Annotated in this window: 15 protein-coding genes; 8 read left to right on the forward strand and 7 right to left on the reverse strand. The window is 69.2% G+C overall.

What is annotated here, in order from left to right:
* Nucleotides 1-4 precede the first annotated feature (4 nt).
* Nucleotides 5-445 carry a MarR family winged helix-turn-helix transcriptional regulator gene (locus ILP86_RS02345; RefSeq protein ID WP_046747567.1) on the reverse strand — a complete coding sequence of 147 codons (441 nt, stop codon included), beginning with the start codon at nucleotides 443-445 and terminating at the stop codon, nucleotides 5-7.
* Nucleotides 446-504: 59 nt separating this feature from the next.
* Here ILP86_RS02345 and ILP86_RS02350 point away from each other — a divergent pair, with 59 nt between their 5' ends.
* The 5 genes from ILP86_RS02350 (at nucleotide 505) to ILP86_RS02370 (ending at nucleotide 5306) form a co-directional block, all read left to right on the forward strand.
* Nucleotides 505-1242: a copper homeostasis protein CutC gene (locus ILP86_RS02350; protein ID WP_058632928.1), complete on the forward strand. Its 738-nt coding sequence runs from the start codon at nucleotides 505-507 to the stop codon at nucleotides 1240-1242.
* A gap of 35 nt (nucleotides 1243-1277) precedes the next feature.
* Nucleotides 1278-2129 carry an alpha/beta fold hydrolase gene (locus tag ILP86_RS02355; protein WP_046747569.1) on the forward strand — a complete coding sequence of 284 codons (852 nt, stop codon included), beginning with the start codon at nucleotides 1278-1280 and terminating at the stop codon, nucleotides 2127-2129.
* Nucleotides 2130-2392: 263 nt separating this feature from the next.
* Nucleotides 2393-3130: a DUF1684 domain-containing protein gene (locus tag ILP86_RS02360; RefSeq protein WP_046747570.1), complete on the forward strand. Its 738-nt coding sequence runs from the start codon at nucleotides 2393-2395 to the stop codon at nucleotides 3128-3130.
* Nucleotides 3131-3168: 38 nt separating this feature from the next.
* Nucleotides 3169-4218: a biotin/lipoate A/B protein ligase family protein gene (locus ILP86_RS02365; protein ID WP_046747571.1), complete on the forward strand. Its 1050-nt coding sequence runs from the start codon at nucleotides 3169-3171 to the stop codon at nucleotides 4216-4218.
* A gap of 137 nt (nucleotides 4219-4355) precedes the next feature.
* Entirely contained in the window at nucleotides 4356-5306 is a 951-nt protein-coding gene (locus ILP86_RS02370; protein ID WP_308431922.1) for a site-specific DNA-methyltransferase, read from the forward strand.
* A 34-nt stretch (nucleotides 5307-5340) separates the two neighbouring features.
* On the opposite strand, the gene ILP86_RS02375 is transcribed toward ILP86_RS02370, so the two are convergent.
* Nucleotides 5341-5910 carry a TetR/AcrR family transcriptional regulator gene (locus ILP86_RS02375; protein WP_193761276.1) on the reverse strand — a complete coding sequence of 190 codons (570 nt, stop codon included), beginning with the start codon at nucleotides 5908-5910 and terminating at the stop codon, nucleotides 5341-5343.
* Between the two features lie 166 nt (nucleotides 5911-6076).
* On the opposite strand from ILP86_RS02375, the gene ILP86_RS02380 reads away from it, so the two are divergent.
* A complete protein-coding gene (locus tag ILP86_RS02380) occupies nucleotides 6077-7384 on the forward strand; it encodes an MFS transporter (RefSeq protein WP_193761277.1) in 1308 nt (435 codons plus the stop codon).
* A 29-nt stretch (nucleotides 7385-7413) separates the two neighbouring features.
* Nucleotides 7414-8922 carry a carboxylesterase/lipase family protein gene (locus ILP86_RS02385; RefSeq protein ID WP_113681569.1) on the forward strand — a complete coding sequence of 503 codons (1509 nt, stop codon included), beginning with the start codon at nucleotides 7414-7416 and terminating at the stop codon, nucleotides 8920-8922.
* Nucleotides 8923-8946: 24 nt separating this feature from the next.
* Here the strand turns inward: ILP86_RS02385 and ILP86_RS02390 are convergent, their stop codons facing one another.
* Genes ILP86_RS02390 through ILP86_RS02400 form a run of 3 tightly spaced genes read right to left on the reverse strand, consistent with a single transcriptional unit; the run spans nucleotide 8947 to nucleotide 11190 of the window.
* Complete coding sequence (locus ILP86_RS02390; RefSeq protein ID WP_058632923.1) at nucleotides 8947-9294, reverse strand: cupin domain-containing protein; 348 nt, start codon at nucleotides 9292-9294, stop codon at nucleotides 8947-8949.
* On the reverse strand, nucleotides 9291-10694 hold the full coding sequence (locus ILP86_RS02395; RefSeq protein WP_113681565.1) for an FAD-binding oxidoreductase: 1404 nt from the start codon (nucleotides 10692-10694) through the stop codon (nucleotides 9291-9293). The genes ILP86_RS02390 and ILP86_RS02395 overlap by 4 nt, the downstream gene beginning before the upstream one ends.
* Nucleotides 10695-10722: 28 nt before the next feature.
* Nucleotides 10723-11190: an Lrp/AsnC family transcriptional regulator gene (locus ILP86_RS02400; protein ID WP_046747577.1), complete on the reverse strand. Its 468-nt coding sequence runs from the start codon at nucleotides 11188-11190 to the stop codon at nucleotides 10723-10725.
* 99 nt (nucleotides 11191-11289) lie between these two features.
* Between ILP86_RS02400 and ILP86_RS02405 the strand changes: the two genes are divergently transcribed.
* Complete coding sequence (locus tag ILP86_RS02405) at nucleotides 11290-12741, forward strand: gamma-aminobutyraldehyde dehydrogenase (RefSeq protein WP_058632921.1); 1452 nt, start codon at nucleotides 11290-11292, stop codon at nucleotides 12739-12741.
* A 26-nt stretch (nucleotides 12742-12767) separates the two neighbouring features.
* On the opposite strand, the gene ILP86_RS02410 is transcribed toward ILP86_RS02405, so the two are convergent.
* Both ILP86_RS02410 and ILP86_RS02415 read right to left on the reverse strand, forming a co-directional pair.
* Nucleotides 12768-13292, reverse strand: coding sequence for a GNAT family N-acetyltransferase (locus ILP86_RS02410; RefSeq protein WP_193761278.1), 525 nt, complete (start codon nucleotides 13290-13292; stop codon nucleotides 12768-12770).
* 51 nt (nucleotides 13293-13343) lie between these two features.
* Nucleotides 13344-14111 carry a M23 family metallopeptidase gene (locus tag ILP86_RS02415; RefSeq protein ID WP_193761279.1) on the reverse strand — a complete coding sequence of 256 codons (768 nt, stop codon included), beginning with the start codon at nucleotides 14109-14111 and terminating at the stop codon, nucleotides 13344-13346.
* Between the last annotated feature and the right edge of the window lie 165 nt (nucleotides 14112-14276).

Raw genomic sequence — 14276 nt, forward strand, 5'->3', positions numbered from 1 at the left:
GCGCTCATCTCTCCACCACCCGCCGCATCAGGGCGCTCGCTTCGCGCAGTGTGGTCAGCTCGGCCTCGGTGTAGTCGACCTCGCGCAGCATGTCGGCCAGCAGCTCGTCGCGCCGGCGGATGGTCTCGACCACGATCTCGGCACCGGCCGGGGTGATGTCGACCTGCACGCGTCGCCGGTCGTCCTCGTCGGGGGTGCGCACGACGAAGCCCTGCTCCTCGAGGCCGTTGATCGTGCTCGTCATCGACGGCGCGGTCACGCGTTCGCGTTCGGCGAGGGTCGAGACCGTGCGTCGGCCGTTCATGCGCAGGTCGGCGAGCACCGCCAGCTGCGCGTCGCTCATCGAGTCGGCGGCGCGGGCGCAGCGGAGGCGGCGGGCCAGCCGGAACGTGGCCATGCGAAGGTCTGTGGCGGTGAGGCGGAGGGATTCATCAGACGCAGACATTACTTAGATAGCCTATCTAATTTTCCGGATGCCGTCGCGGCAGCGGGCACAATGGAGGGGTGACCCGAACGCTCGCCTTGGAAATCGCCGTGCAGGACCCCGCCGGAGTGCGCATCGCCAAGGAGGTCGGCGCGGCACGCGTCGAGCTCGCGACGGCTCTCGCCCTCGGTGGACTCACCCCGTCGCCCGCGACGATCGAGCTCGCCGTCGAGACGGCAGGGGTCGATGGCCCCGAGGTGCACGTGCTGATCCGCCCGCGCGCGGGCGGCTTCCACTACGACGACGACGAACTCGCCGTGGCCGAGCTCGATGTGCGCCGCGCGATCGCCGCCGGTGCTGCGGGCGTGGTCATCGGCGCCCTCGACGCCGAGGGGCGACTCGACCTGTTCGCCATGGCGCGCCTCCGAGATGCCGCAGCCGGCGCACCCGCGACGCTGCACCGCGCGATCGACGTGACGGCCGATCCGGTCGCGACGCTGCGAAGCGCCCGCGAGCTGGGCCTGCGTCGGGTGCTCACCTCGGGGGGAGCGTCGGCCGCGATCGACGGCATCGACACGTTGCGTGCGCTCGTCGCGGCCGCAGAGGGCGAGATCGAGATCATGGCGGGCAGCGGCGTCGATGTGGCGAGCGCTCCGCTGCTCGCAGCCGCGGGCGTGGACGCGATCCATTTCTCCGCGAAGCGTGCCGTGAACGAAGACGGCGGGGTGCGGATGGGGTCGGCCTCCGACGGGGTCGGCGGCTACGAGGTGACCGATCGCGACACCGCCTTCGCGATCCGCGACGCCCTTGCACGGTAGCCGCCTCTTCCGGTGATGGGTAGGCTCGCAGCGTGATGGATACCCGCGAGTTCACCGATGCCTATGGTGTCGACATCGTCTACGACGTCCATCCCGCCGAGGGGACCCCGCGCGGCGTGGTGCAGCTGCTGCACGGCGTCGGAGAGCATGCAGGGCGGTATGGTGCGCTGATCACCGCGCTCACGGCTGCCGGATTCCACGTCTACGCCGACGACCACCGCGGTCATGGCCGCACCGGCATCCGCCAGCACGGCGGCCCGGAGAAGCTCGGCCGTCTGGGCAAGGGCGGGCTGCGTGCGGCCGTGGAAGCCGTCTGGCAGCTGACGGGCATCATCCGCGAGGAGAATCCCGATCTGCCGCTCGTGCTGCTCGGGCACTCGTGGGGATCATTCCTCGCACAGATGCTCGTCAACGAGCACCCGGACGCGTGGGACGCCGTGATCCTGTCCGGCTCTGCCCTGCGCATGCCGGGCTCACTGAACGCCGCTCCGCTGAATGCGCGCTGGGCAGGTGAGGGCGCGACCGGGCTGGAGTGGCTCAGCCGAGACCCCGCCGTGTGGACCGCGTTCGACGAGGATCCGCTGACCACCGATGTGCCGCTGCTCAAGCTGTTCGGCCCGATCGAGGCGGCGAAGCTGTACGGCCGCCCTGCCAAGGACCTGGGGCACGACATCCCGATGCTCCTGCTGGTCGGGCGGGACGACCCGGTGGGCGGACCGCGCAGCGTGCACAAGCTCGCCGACGAGTACCGCAACCGTTCAGGTCTCACCGACGTCACCACGCTCGTCTACCCCGACGCGCGCCACGAGATCTTCGCGGAGCTGCAGCAGGACGAGGTGCGCGCCGACGTGCTCGCCTGGCTCGACACGCACATCCCCGCACGCTGAGCTCCCGGCTCCACCGCCGAGACCCATGCTCCTCGTCCACACCCACTGTGGCGACCGCTCGCCGTGGTGGGTCTCGGCGGGGAGCGTGGGTCTGGGGCGAGATGTTCCCGCGTGGTGCGGATGTAACGCGACGTTACGCGCGGTGAAGGCGTGTGACACGGGCGTCTCGCGCGCCGCGGGGTCACCGTAGATTCGGGGCAATATTCCGCGCATGAGCGAGGAGTGCCCGCTCGGCGGCACCCCGCACGGGAGGGAGCGCTCCGATGAGCTTCGTGAAGGACTGGCAGGACTGGCACGCGTCCAGGGAGCGGTACGCGGGATCGGAGTACGGCCCGTCGGCACTCGAGTCGACGAACTGGCTCATCACGGAGGCCGCGGCCGTGGACGGCATCCCCGGGCTCTGGGCGCTCACCGGCGACGGCGGCATCCGCGGCAGCGAGCTGGGCCAGGCGGGATCCACCGTCACGCTGCGGGGCACGCAGAGCATCCGGCTCGGGCGCCGCGAGCTGCGCGTGTTCGAGCGCCACGGCACGATAGCGCTGCGTGTGCTGAATCCGGCTCGTCCGCAGCGCGAGTGGTTCACTGCGATCGATGCCTATGCCCCCGACGAGCGCTGGCGTCTGCCGGCTGTCTTCGAGGAGACACCCGACGAGCAGATCGTGATCACGTCGGTCGACGGCGATGCGCGGGAGACGCCCGTCGCCGGTCGGCTGCGCTTCGAGCTGGCGGGCGCGCCGCAGACGCTCACCGTGACCCGAGGTGCTCAGGGCGGGCTGAGCGCGGTGTTCGCAGACGGGACGAACGGCCTCGAGACCTACCGCTTCCGGTTCCTTCCGGTCGACGAACCGGCCGTGGACGGCACTGCCGTGATCGACTTCAACCGCGCCTATCTGCCGCCGTGCGCATTCTCCGACCAGTTCGTGTGCCCGCTGCCGCCCGCCGGGAATCGATACTCGACCCCGATCCGCGCGGGTGAGCGCGTCGTCGTGCTCGGAGGCTGACCCGCCGTAACAGGGGCCGCGCGCCTTAAGCTGGAACCGTGCACGGTGAATACAAGGTCCCAGGTGGAAAGCTCGTCGTCGTCGACCTCGAGATCGAGGACGACCGGATCTCCCGCTTCCGGCTCGCCGGCGACTTCTTCCTCGAGCCCGACTCGGCGCTGGACGACATCAACGCCGCCGTCGACGGACTGCCCGTGGAATCGGACGCGACGGCGATCGCCGCAGCCGTCCGCGCCGCGCTGCCCGACGGGGCCCAGCTGCTCGGGTTCACACCGGAGGCCGTCGGAACCGCGGTGCGTCGCGCACTCGTGACCGCCCCTGGGTGGCGCGACTTCGACTGGGAGATCGTGCACGAGAAGGCTGCGTCGCCACGCATGAACCTCGCGCTCGACGAGGTGCTCACCTCCCGCGTCGGCGAGGGGCGTCGCCGTCCCACCCTGCGCATCTGGGAGTGGGACCAGTCGGCCGTGGTGATCGGATCGTTCCAGTCGTACCGCAACGAGGTCGACCCCGAGGGAGCTGCGAAGCACGGATTCGACGTCGTCCGTCGTATCTCGGGCGGTGGGGCGATGCTCATGGCCGCGGGGCAGATCATCACCTACTCGCTGTATGTGCCGGCTTCACTCGTGGCGGGGATGACCTTCGCCGACTCCTACGCCTTCCTCGACGACTGGGTGCTGCAGGCGCTGCGTTCGCTCGGCATCGATGCCGTCTACCAGCCGCTCAACGACATCGCGAGCCCGACCGGCAAGATCGGCGGCGCCGCCCAGAAGCGGTTGGCGAACGGCGGAGTGCTCCACCATGCGACCCTGTCGTACGACATCGACGGTCAGGTGATGACCGAGGTGCTGCGCATCGGACGCGAGAAGCTCAGCGACAAGGGAACCGCCTCTGCCGCCAAGCGCGTCGACCCGCTGCGCAGCCAGACCGGCCTCGAGCGAGCGGAGATCATCGAACGGTTCAAGGACACCTTCCGCTCGCTGACCGACGCCGAGACCGGGTCGATCTCGGCCGACGAGTACGCCGCCGCCGAGGCGCTCGTAGAATCGAAGTTCGCCACCGAGGCCTGGCTGCATCGGGTGCCGTGACGGCGCCGGACACTCACCTCCCCCCTGCGGCGGACACCCCTGACGTCGTGTCAGACACCGTGTCCGTGCCGCAGCCGGTCGTGCCCCACCCGGTCGTGCCGGAGCCGGTCGTGCCGCAGCCGCTCGTACCGGGTGCGGTGACGATCGTCGAGGGCGACAACCTCGCCGTCGCCGCGACCCTGCCTTCCGGTTCGTTCACGCTCGTGTACCTGGACCCGCCGTTCAACACCGGCCGCACGCAGGAGCGTCAGGTGGTGACCGCACGGCGGACGTTGGCAACTCCTCAAGAATCGGTGCCGGCCACGGAACCGGTCCCGGGGATCCACGACCTCGGGGGAGTGACCGGCACGGATCTGCGGAGTTCTTCACCGGAGCCGGGAGAGACCGCGCCGGCCGCTGACACCGAGGTGCGGCACGGCTTCCACGGCCACGCCTACGAGCGGGTGCGCGGGATGCTGCGCGCCTATGACGACCGCTTCGACGACTACGGCTCGTTCCTGATGCCACGGCTCGAAGAGGCCTGGCGGTTGCTCGCCGACGACGGCACGCTGTACCTGCACCTCGACTACAGGGAGGCGCACTACGCGAAGGTCATGCTCGACGCGGTGTTCGGGCGGGACTGCTTCCTCAACGAGCTGATCTGGGCGTATGACTACGGCGCCAAGTCGCGCAGCCGCTGGCCCACCAAGCACGACACGATCCTGGTGTACGTGAAGAACCCTCGAGGGTACGTGTTCAACTCCGACGAGGTCGACCGCGAGCCGTACATGGCGCCTGGGCTCGTCACCGCCGAGAAGGCGGCGCGCGGCAAACTGCCGACCGACGTGTGGTGGCACACGATCGTGCCCACCACCGGTCGGGAGAAGACCGGCTATCCCACGCAGAAGCCCGAGGGGATCCTGCGGCGCATCGTCACGGCGTCGAGTCGTCCTGGCGACCGTGTGCTCGACCTCTTCGCGGGCAGTGGGACGACGGGAGCGGTGGCCTCGGCCCTCGGACGCGACGCCGTGCTGGTCGACGACAACCCCGAGGCCGTCAGGATCATGAAGGCGCGGATGCCGCACGCCGAGGTGACGTCGCTTCGTTGAACCACACTCGGCCGGAGTAGCCGCGGCCGTTCCGTCAGGAGGGGCGGAGCAGCACGAGGAACCGCTCGATCTCTGTCGCCATGTCGAGCGAGGGATCGAGCATCCACGCAGCCTGCAGCCCATCGGCCAAGGCATGCAGGGTGCGGACGACCCATGCCGGGTCGAGGTCGGCGCGGATCCGCCCCTGTTCCTGGTCGATGATGAGCTGAGCGCGGGTGAAGGTCTCGATGCGCTCGGTGCGCTCGCGGAAGTAGGCGTGGGCGGGGTGGGCAGGATCCCCGGCTTCGGCGGCCAACTGCGCGTAGAGCTGCACGAGACCGGGGACGGATGCGTTGTGACGGATGACCGCGAGGAACGCGGCCGAGGCGTCTTCGCCGGCGTACTGCTGCTCGTCGCGGTCGTCTCTGGCGCGGAGGATCGCGACGAACAGCTCCTCCTTGCTGCCGAAGTAGTGCAGCAGGCCCGCCGCGCTGAGTCCGGCGGCGTCCGCGATCTCCCGGACCGACGCCTTGCGGTAGCCGTGCTCGGCCACGACGGCGAGTGCGGCCTCGAGGATCTCCTCGCGCTTGGCGACGCCCTTCGCGTATGCCCCCCGTGTAGCCATCGCTCCAGGGTAACCGTCACGCTCGGATCACAAAAACCAAACAACGTTCGTGAAACGCTTGCGCGGACAGTCGACGATCTGTCAGCATGTCCGACGAATACCAAACACCGTTTGGTATTGACCTGATCACGCTCACCGACCCGATCACGCTCAACGAGGAGCCGACATGTCCGTGTCCCCGCTCGACCCCGCCGCTGAAATCGCCCCGACCGGCACCATCCGCGCCGTTCCGCCCGCCGCGGGGGAACCGGCGGCGAGTCCGCCCGCGAATCGGCGGCTGCTGCCCAGCCTGCTGATCGCCTCGCTGACCCTGTTCGCCACCTACGGCGGACTCATCGCGATCCTGCTGCCCAGCCAGGTGCTGATGATCGACGAGGCGAACAAGGTCGGCAACCTCGCCGTCGTGACCACGATCTCCTTCGTCTTCACGCTGTTCGCGCAGCCGATCGTCGGGGCGTTGAGCGATCGCACGCGCTCGCGGTTCGGACGCCGGGTGCCGTGGATGGTGCTCGGCGCGATCATCGGCGGCATCTTCCTGTTCGGCATGGGCTCGTTGACCGACATCCTCTGGATCACGGTGTTCTGGGTCATCATCCAGGTGGCGCTGAACTTCTTCCAGGCTCCGCTGACGGCCATCACCGCCGACAGGTTCCCGCGGTCTAAGCGCGGCGGCGCGAGCGCGATGATCGGTATCGGCACGCAGGTCGGCATGACGGTGGGCATCATGCTCGCCGGGGCGTTCGCCGCGCAGATCGGCATCGGCTACGCGGCGTTCGGCGGTGCCGTGATCGTGGCGGCGCTGCTGTTCGCCGTGGTGAACCGCGACTGGTCGTCGAAGCACGCCGCGGTGGCCCCGTTCCGATGGGGCGCCTTCTTCCGGGGCTTCTGGATCGACCCGCGCCGCCACCCCGACTTCGCCTGGGCGTTCGGGGCGCGGTTCCTGCTGATCCTCGGCTACTTCGTCGTCAGCTCGTACCAGCTCTACATGCTCACCGACTACATCGGGCTGCCCCTGGCGGAGGCCCAGGGCGCCGTCGTCACGCTCACCCTCGTGGCCTTCATCCCGACCCTGGTCGCCATCGGGCTCTCCGGGTGGTGGAGCGACAGGGTCGGTCGCCGCAAGGTCTTCATCTACGCTGCATCCGTCGTGATGGTGGCAGGGCTGGCGATGCCGCTCCTGCAGCCGAACATGACCGGCATGATCCTGATGAGCATCATCAACGGCGTCGGGTTCGGGTTGTACATGTCGGTGGACGCCGCGCTCATGACCGAGGTGCTGCCGAACGAGGGCGTCTCCGCGGGGAAGGACCTCGGCATCCTGAACGTGGCGACCAACGTGCCGCAGGCCCTGAGCCCCGCGATCGGCGGTGTCATCATCACGGCGCTCGGAGGCTACGCGATGCTGTTCGTCTTCGCGATCGTGTTCGTGATCCTCGCCGCCGTGGCGACCGCGCCGATCAAGGGAGTGCGCTGATGACCGGGAACGACCGGGAGAATACTGTCATGACCGATACCGATTCCGAGACGACCGCCGACTTCGTCGAGGTGGCCACGGCCGCGGGACGAGTGCGTGGCCGCTGGCGTCCGACCACGGGAGGGCGGGGCAATCCCCGATCGGCGGCTTTCCTCGGCATCCCGTTCGCCGAAGCACCGATCGGAGCGCTGCGCTTCCAGGCGCCCGTGCCGAAGGCGCCGTGGGAGGGCGTGCGCGATGCGCTCGAGTTCGCGGCGACCGCGCAGCGCGGAGACCCCGGCGTCACGCTCATCCCCGAGCCGAGCATCGAGGGTGACGCCACGCTCAACGTGAACGTGTTCACCCCGAACCCGAGCCGCGCGGGGCAGGGGGACGGGCTCCCGGTACTCGTGTGGATCCACGGCGGCGGCTACTTCGCGGGCTCGCCTGCCAGCCCCTGGTACGACGGCCGCAACTTCAACCGCGACGGTGTCGTCACGGTCTCGCTCTCCTACCGGCTGGGCTTCGACGGCTTCGGCTGGATCGAGGATGCGCCCTCGAACCGTGGTGTGCGCGACTGGCTGCTCGCCCTCGAATGGGTGCAGCAGAACATCGCGGAGTTCGGCGGGGATCCGTCACGCGTCACGATCGCCGGACAGTCCGCGGGCGGCGGTGCGGTGCTCACCCTGCTCGGCATGGAGCAGGCGCAACACCTGTTCCACGGCGTCTACGCGATCTCGGGCGCGCTCGCCGATGTGAGTGCCACCCGGTCGGAGGCCTTCGGGCGTGCGCTCGCCGCGGCGGCGGGGGTCGAGCCGACCGTGGCTGGGTTCTCGTCGCTGCGCGAAGAACGCATCCTCGAACTGCAGAAGAAGGCCACGGAGCTCGGTCCCTCGTCCCTGGGCAGCGTGATCGACGAGGGGCTCCCACTCGGGCCGACGGTCGACGGTGATCTGCTGCCGCGCTCCACGCGCGAGGCTCTGCGGGCCGGCGTCGGCGCAGACAAGCCGCTCGTCCTCGGGGCGACGGACGACGAGTTCACGATGGTCCTCTCCGGGGCCGAGAAGAAGCTGCGCTGGGTGCCGAGGTCGCTCCTGCTGAACAAGCTGGGACTGCCGAAAGCCGTACGGAGGGAATACCTCGCCGCGAACGCCGACATCGCCGGCCTCGGCAAAGCGCGCCTGGGCGGGCGTCTGCTGACCGACCGGATGTTCCGGACGGCGCTGCTGAACGTGCTCGCCGACCGCGGCTCGGCACCCACCTGGCTGTACCGGTTCTCCTGGCCGTCAGGGCACTTCGGCTTCGCCGAGCACTGCCTCGACGTGCCGTTCTTCTTCGACTGCCTCGACGGCCCCGCCATGGAGCCACTCGCCGGACCGAACCCTCCACAGGAGCTGGCCGACGAGGTGCACGGAGCGGCCGTCGCGTTCATCGCCGGAGGTGACCCCGGGTGGCCGCGCCATCGGGGTGCCGCGGGCATCGCCCGGGTCTACGACGTGCCGACGCGCGACGTCGCCGATGCCTACGCGTCCGTGCGTCCGCTGCTGCGCGCGACCTGATTCGAGAGCGCCCGCGGTGCGGACTCAGGCGACGTAGATCTTGCGGAGGGTCTCGGTGACGGTCCAGGTCGTGCGCATTCCCTCGGCGAGCCGCACGACGGAGCCGGGTCCGACCTCCAGATCGGGCAGCCCGGACGAGGCGAACGCGATCGTGGCGTGACCGGACAGCACCACGAACACCTCATCGGCCTCGGTGTCGGTCGCGGTGCCAGGGGTCATCTCCCAGACGCCGATCTCGATGCCGCCCAGAGTCGCCAGCTCGCGGATCGCGGTCGTCGGCGTGCCGGAGAGCACGTCGTCGGAGGGCAGCGGCTCATGCGCGAGGGGCAGGGCCCCGACATCCACCGCACTCCCCGCGGCGAGACCGTTCACGAGTCGAAGCCCATGCCGACGGCGTCGAGCGCCTTGAGGAACAGGTTGCGCCTGCCCTGGTTGTGGTCGGCCTGGTTCATGGCGGCGCGCACGAGATTGACGCCGATCGACGCCGCGGGCTCCGGCGGGAACGGGATGGGCTTCTCACGTACCATCCGAAGCTCCGTGCGCTCCGTCTGCTCCCCGGACAGCTTGTCGAGCATGACGTCGGCGGCGAAACGCGCCGCGCCGACCCCCAGGCCCGTGAAGCCGGTCGCGTACGCCACGCGTCCCTTGCGGGCAGTGCCGAAGAACGCGCAGAAGCGGCTCGACGAGTCGATGGCTCCCGCCCAGCGGTGCGTGAATCGGAGACCCTCCAACTGCGGGAAGGTCGTGAAGAAGTGGGAGGCGAGCTTGCGGTGGCTCTCGATGCGGTCCTCGTACTCCGCACGCACCTTGCCGCCGAAGTGGTAGATGGCGTCGTAGCCGCCGAACAGGATGCGGTTGTCCCCGGTGAGCCGGTAGTAGTGGAACTGGTTGGCGCTGTCGGCCAGACCCTGACGATTCGACCATCCGATGGATGCCAGCTGCGCGGTCGAGAGCGGCTCGGTCATCAGCACGTAGTCGTACACCGGAACGGTCATCAGCCGGTTGCGCTTGAGGAGCGAGGGGAAGACGTTGGTGCCGAGGGCGACGGCGTCCGCGACCACACGGCCGTCCGGAGTGACCAGGGTGATCGGACCGGACCCGTCGCCCTCGATCGCGCGGACGATGCTGTGCTCGTGGATCTCGACGCCGAGGTCGGCGGCCACACGTGCCAGCTCGACGCCGAGCTTGGCGGGGTGCACCATGGCGCAGCCGTCGCGATCCCAGTCTCCGGCGAGGAAGGTCTCCGAGTGCACCTCGGCCTGCACGGCTTCGCGGTCGAGGAAGCCGGGCTCTTCGCGATACCAGTCCACCTGGTGCGGCTCGACGGCGACCGCCAGCTGACCCGTGCGCTCGAACTCCGCATCCATGCCGTACCGCTCGACCGTCTCACCGATCCCATCGAGGTTCGCGTGGCCCAGCTCCTCGAGCCGATCGATCTCCTCCGGCCATCGGTTGACGCCGTTCTCATGGCCGTGGGTGAGGCTCGACTCGCAGAATCCGCCGTTGCGCCCGGAGGCGGCCCAGGCGATGCGCGAGGCTTCGAGCAGGACGACACGACGTTCGGGGTCGCGTTCCTTGGCGCGCACCGCGGTCCACAGTCCGGCGTACCCTCCGCCGACGATGGCGAGGTCGGCGCGGACAGTGCCGTTCAACGGCGGGTGCGTCGGCCGCTCGACGTCGTCGAGCCAGAACACCCGCAGGGCGGTGTCCCGGAGCGAGGCGTCGATGACGCTCGCTGAAGGTCGTTGGCGTTCGAAGACGGTGGTGCCCATCGTTCTCTCCGTTCCTCGGAGGCTCGCGTCAGCGCGTGCCCCAGTTGTAGAGGTCCTTGTACAGGCCGGCGTAGAGCAGGCTCTCGGTGTGCGTGATGCCGGGGATCGTGCGGATGCGGGTGGCGATGAGTTCGATGAGGTGCTCGTCGTTCTCGCACACCGCCTCGACGAGGATGTCGAAGGTGCCGAGCGTCACGACCACGTAGGCCAGCTCAGGGATCGTTGTGAGCTCCTGCGCGATCTCGCGCGGGTTGCCGGAGACCCGGATGCCGATCATCGACATGCGGTGGAAGCCGAGCTGCATCGGATCGGTGACCGCCACGATCTGGATGATGCCCGCCTCGGTCATCCGCTGCACGCGCTGACGAGCGGCGGCTTCGCTCAGCCCGACCTCCCGCGCGATCTCGGCGTAGGGGCGGCGGCCGTCCTCCTGCAGAAGTTCGACGATGCGCTTCGAGATGTCATCAAGGGCAGGCTGGGACGGCTTCGTGCTCATGTGTCGATATTGTCAGTCGATGTGTGATCCCGCAACTGATTCAGTCGAATCTACGGGAGGTATCTTCAGATTCCGCAGGGAAGTCGATACCATGACCCCATGTCGACTCATCTTCTGAAGGATTCAGCGCCGTTGCAGAACTTCATCGGCGGACAGTACGTGCCCGCACACGGCGCCGGTCGGATGCCGCTTCTGGATCCTGTCACGGAAGACGCGTACGGCGAGCTCCCGGTGTCGGACGTCACCGACGTCGATGCCGCCTACGCAGCTGCGGCTGCGGCCTTCCCGATCTGGCGCGACACCACGCCAGGGGAGCGGCAGCTGGCGCTCTTCCGCATCGCCGACGAGATGGAGTCGCGCGCAGACGAGTTCGCCGACCTCGAGTCGCAGGACACCGGCAAGCCGCGCGCGAGCCTGGTCTCGGACGAGATCATGCAGTCGATCGACCAGCTGCGCTTCTTCGCGGGTGCCGCCCGCAGCCTCGAGGGCAGGGCCGCGGGGGAGTACCTCGCCGGACACACCTCGTTCGTGCGTCGCGAGCCGGTCGGTGTGATCGGCCAGGTGACCCCGTGGAACTACCCGCTGAACATGGCGGTGTGGAAGATCGCGCCCGCGCTCGCCGCCGGCAACACGGTCGTGCTGAAGCCCGCCGAGTCGACACCGCTCACGACGCTGCTTCTCGCCGAGATCGTCGCGCTGCACACGCCGGTGGGCACCCTCAACGTGGTGCTCGGCGACCGCGACACCGGTGTCGCCCTGGTGGAGCACCCCACGCCGCAGATGGTCGCGATCACGGGTTCGGTGCGGGCGGGCATGGCTGTCGCACGCTCGGCGGCGAACGACGTCAAGCGGGTGCATCTCGAACTCGGTGGCAAGGCTCCGGCGATCGTGTTCGCCGACGCCTCGATCGAGAAGGCCGTCGAGGGCATCACCACCGGCGCCTTCTTCAACGGCGGACAGGACTGCACCGCCGCCACCAGGGTGCTGGTGCACGCCTCACTCCACGATGAACTGGTCGCCGCGCTGGTCGCGAGGGCGCAGACGCACGCCCGCACCGGGGGGCCGCGCGAGGAGGGTGTGCTCTACGGGCCGCTGAGCAGTGCGGCCCAGCTCGCACAGGTGCAGGGCTTCATCGACCGCCTCCCCGCGCACGCGACGATCGAGACCGGTGGACGCCGCCGGGGAGATCGCGGCTACTTCTGGGAGCCCACCATCATCTCCGGTGTGCATCAGGACGACGAGGTCGTGCAGGGTGAGATCTTCGGACCCGTTCTCACGGTGCAGTCGTTCACCGAGGACGCCGAGGCCCTGGGGATGGCCAACGACGTGCCCTATGCGCTCGCCGCCTCGGTGTGGACCACCGATCATGCTCGAGCGATGCGCTTCTCGCGCGACCTCGACTTCGGGTGCGTATGGATCAACACGCACATCCCGTTCGTGTCGGACATGCCCCACGGCGGATTCAAGCACTCCGGCTACGGCAAGGACCTCTCGCAGTACGGCTTCGACGACTACACGCGCATCAAGCACGTGATGAGTGCGCTCGACTGAAGGGGCCGGCGAGGGGCCCCGGGCGCTCAGGGGGCGAGCTGCTTCACACGACGGTGCTCACGCAGGGTGAGCTGGGGGCGCTCCTCGATCTTGACCGCGCCGTCCTCGTCCCAGCCGTGGCGTGCGTAGAACGCATCCGCGCGATCGTTCCCATCGAGCACCCACAGGTACGCGCGTGCGTACCCGGCCTCGGCGATCCGCTGCTCCGCCGCCTCGAGCAGGGCGTGGCCCGCACCCGTCGACCAGGCGGCGGGGTCTGCGTAGATGCCGTAGACCTCGCCGTCGGCGAGCCCGTCGGGGTCGCGGCCGGAGCCCAGCGATGCCCAGCCGACCAGGCGGTCGCCCCGCACGGCGACGAGGGTGCCGAGGCCCGTGGGCAGCGGCTCCGCGATGATGCGCTGCCAACCCTCGGCTCGCTCCTCGACGGACAGTCCGTCGAGGACGGACTGATCGATGAGTCCACGGTAGGCCGCCTGCCAGGAGCGGACGTGCACGCCGGCGATGCTGTCGGCATCTTCGGCGCGGGCGTCGCGGATCACCAGCGGAGTCATCCATCCAGCCTAGGGGGATCGCCGTGGCCGGAGGGGGGTGGACGCTGCGGGTCAGCTCACGTTCTTCTTGAGCCAGGGCAGGGGATCCACGGCGACGGTGTTGATGTGGACCTCGAAGTGCAGGCACGACCCGAAGACGTAGCCGGTCGATCCGACGTCTCCGATGTACTGGCCTTCGTCGACGCAGTCGCCGACCTCGACAGCCCGGCTTCCGTAGGTCATATGCGAGTAGACGGTGCTCACGGCCTGTCCGTCGACGATGCTCTCGATCTGGATCGTCACGCCGTAGCCCTGGTAGCTCTCCGTCGATCGGGAGACGCAGCCCTTCATGGCGGCGTTGATCGGAGTGCCGACCGGCGCGGCGAAGTCCTGTCCGAGGTGCGATCGACCCGGTCGTGAGGCGCCGAACCCGTCGGTGAAGGAATATGTTCCGTCGGCCATCGGCATCATGATGCGTCCGACGAGGGGGATGTCCAGCGCGCTTCCCAGCGGCATGCCTGCGGCGATCGCGGCGGCCGCGGCACGGGAGCGCGTCTCCTTGATCTCCTCGGGCGTCGTCGCCGAGAAGTTGCCGCGCGGGGCGATCTCCGCCCGGATCTCGTTCTTCGATGTGTAGGACTGGGACATTCCGTCGGCAAGAGTCGAGACGGGGGCGCTGGCAGCAGCCGCGGGGCCGCTGGTGGGGTTCAATGCAGGAAGCGCGGCTCCGGTGATCAGGACCCCGATCGCCAGGGTGGCGCCGAGCGCCTTGGACTTCGCCCACGTGCGCTTCTCGCGGCGGACCCGGGTCTGAGGAGTCGACGCCGCGCGAGGAGCCATGTGTCGGGGGCGCAGGCGAGGATCCCAGGAACGGGGGCCCTGTGTTGCCTGGGGCTGGGGGTCCGTGGTCTGGGGCTGTGTTGCCTGGGACTGCGTTGTCTGGGGTGCCGCGGTCTGGGGTGCCGCGGTCTGGGGTGCCGTCGTCTGGGGCTGCGTTGCGCGCGG

It is taken from the genome of Microbacterium sp. R1 (genome assembly GCF_015159725.1).
Taxonomy (GTDB): domain Bacteria; phylum Actinomycetota; class Actinomycetes; order Actinomycetales; family Microbacteriaceae; genus Microbacterium; species Microbacterium oxydans.

What these genes read in the sequence shown, in the direction of transcription:
- ILP86_RS02415 (WP_193761279.1), bottom strand. Translation starts at nt 14,111, where the DNA reads ATGGCTCCTCGCGCGGCGTCGACTCCTCAGACCCGGGTCCGCCGCGAG.
- ILP86_RS02360 (WP_046747570.1), top strand. Translation starts at nt 2,393, where the DNA reads ATGAGCTTCGTGAAGGACTGGCAGGACTGGCACGCGTCCAGGGAGCGG.
- ILP86_RS02405 (WP_058632921.1), top strand. Translation starts at nt 11,290, where the DNA reads ATGTCGACTCATCTTCTGAAGGATTCAGCGCCGTTGCAGAACTTCATC.
- ILP86_RS02410 (WP_193761278.1), bottom strand. Translation starts at nt 13,292, where the DNA reads ATGACTCCGCTGGTGATCCGCGACGCCCGCGCCGAAGATGCCGACAGC.
- ILP86_RS02375 (WP_193761276.1), bottom strand. Translation starts at nt 5,910, where the DNA reads ATGGCTACACGGGGGGCATACGCGAAGGGCGTCGCCAAGCGCGAGGAG.
- ILP86_RS02345 (WP_046747567.1), bottom strand. Translation starts at nt 445, where the DNA reads ATGTCTGCGTCTGATGAATCCCTCCGCCTCACCGCCACAGACCTTCGC.
- ILP86_RS02395 (WP_113681565.1), bottom strand. Translation starts at nt 10,694, where the DNA reads ATGGGCACCACCGTCTTCGAACGCCAACGACCTTCAGCGAGCGTCATC.
- ILP86_RS02385 (WP_113681569.1), top strand. Translation starts at nt 7,414, where the DNA reads ATGACCGATACCGATTCCGAGACGACCGCCGACTTCGTCGAGGTGGCC.
- ILP86_RS02355 (WP_046747569.1), top strand. Translation starts at nt 1,278, where the DNA reads ATGGATACCCGCGAGTTCACCGATGCCTATGGTGTCGACATCGTCTAC.
- ILP86_RS02400 (WP_046747577.1), bottom strand. Translation starts at nt 11,190, where the DNA reads ATGAGCACGAAGCCGTCCCAGCCTGCCCTTGATGACATCTCGAAGCGC.
- ILP86_RS02380 (WP_193761277.1), top strand. Translation starts at nt 6,077, where the DNA reads ATGTCCGTGTCCCCGCTCGACCCCGCCGCTGAAATCGCCCCGACCGGC.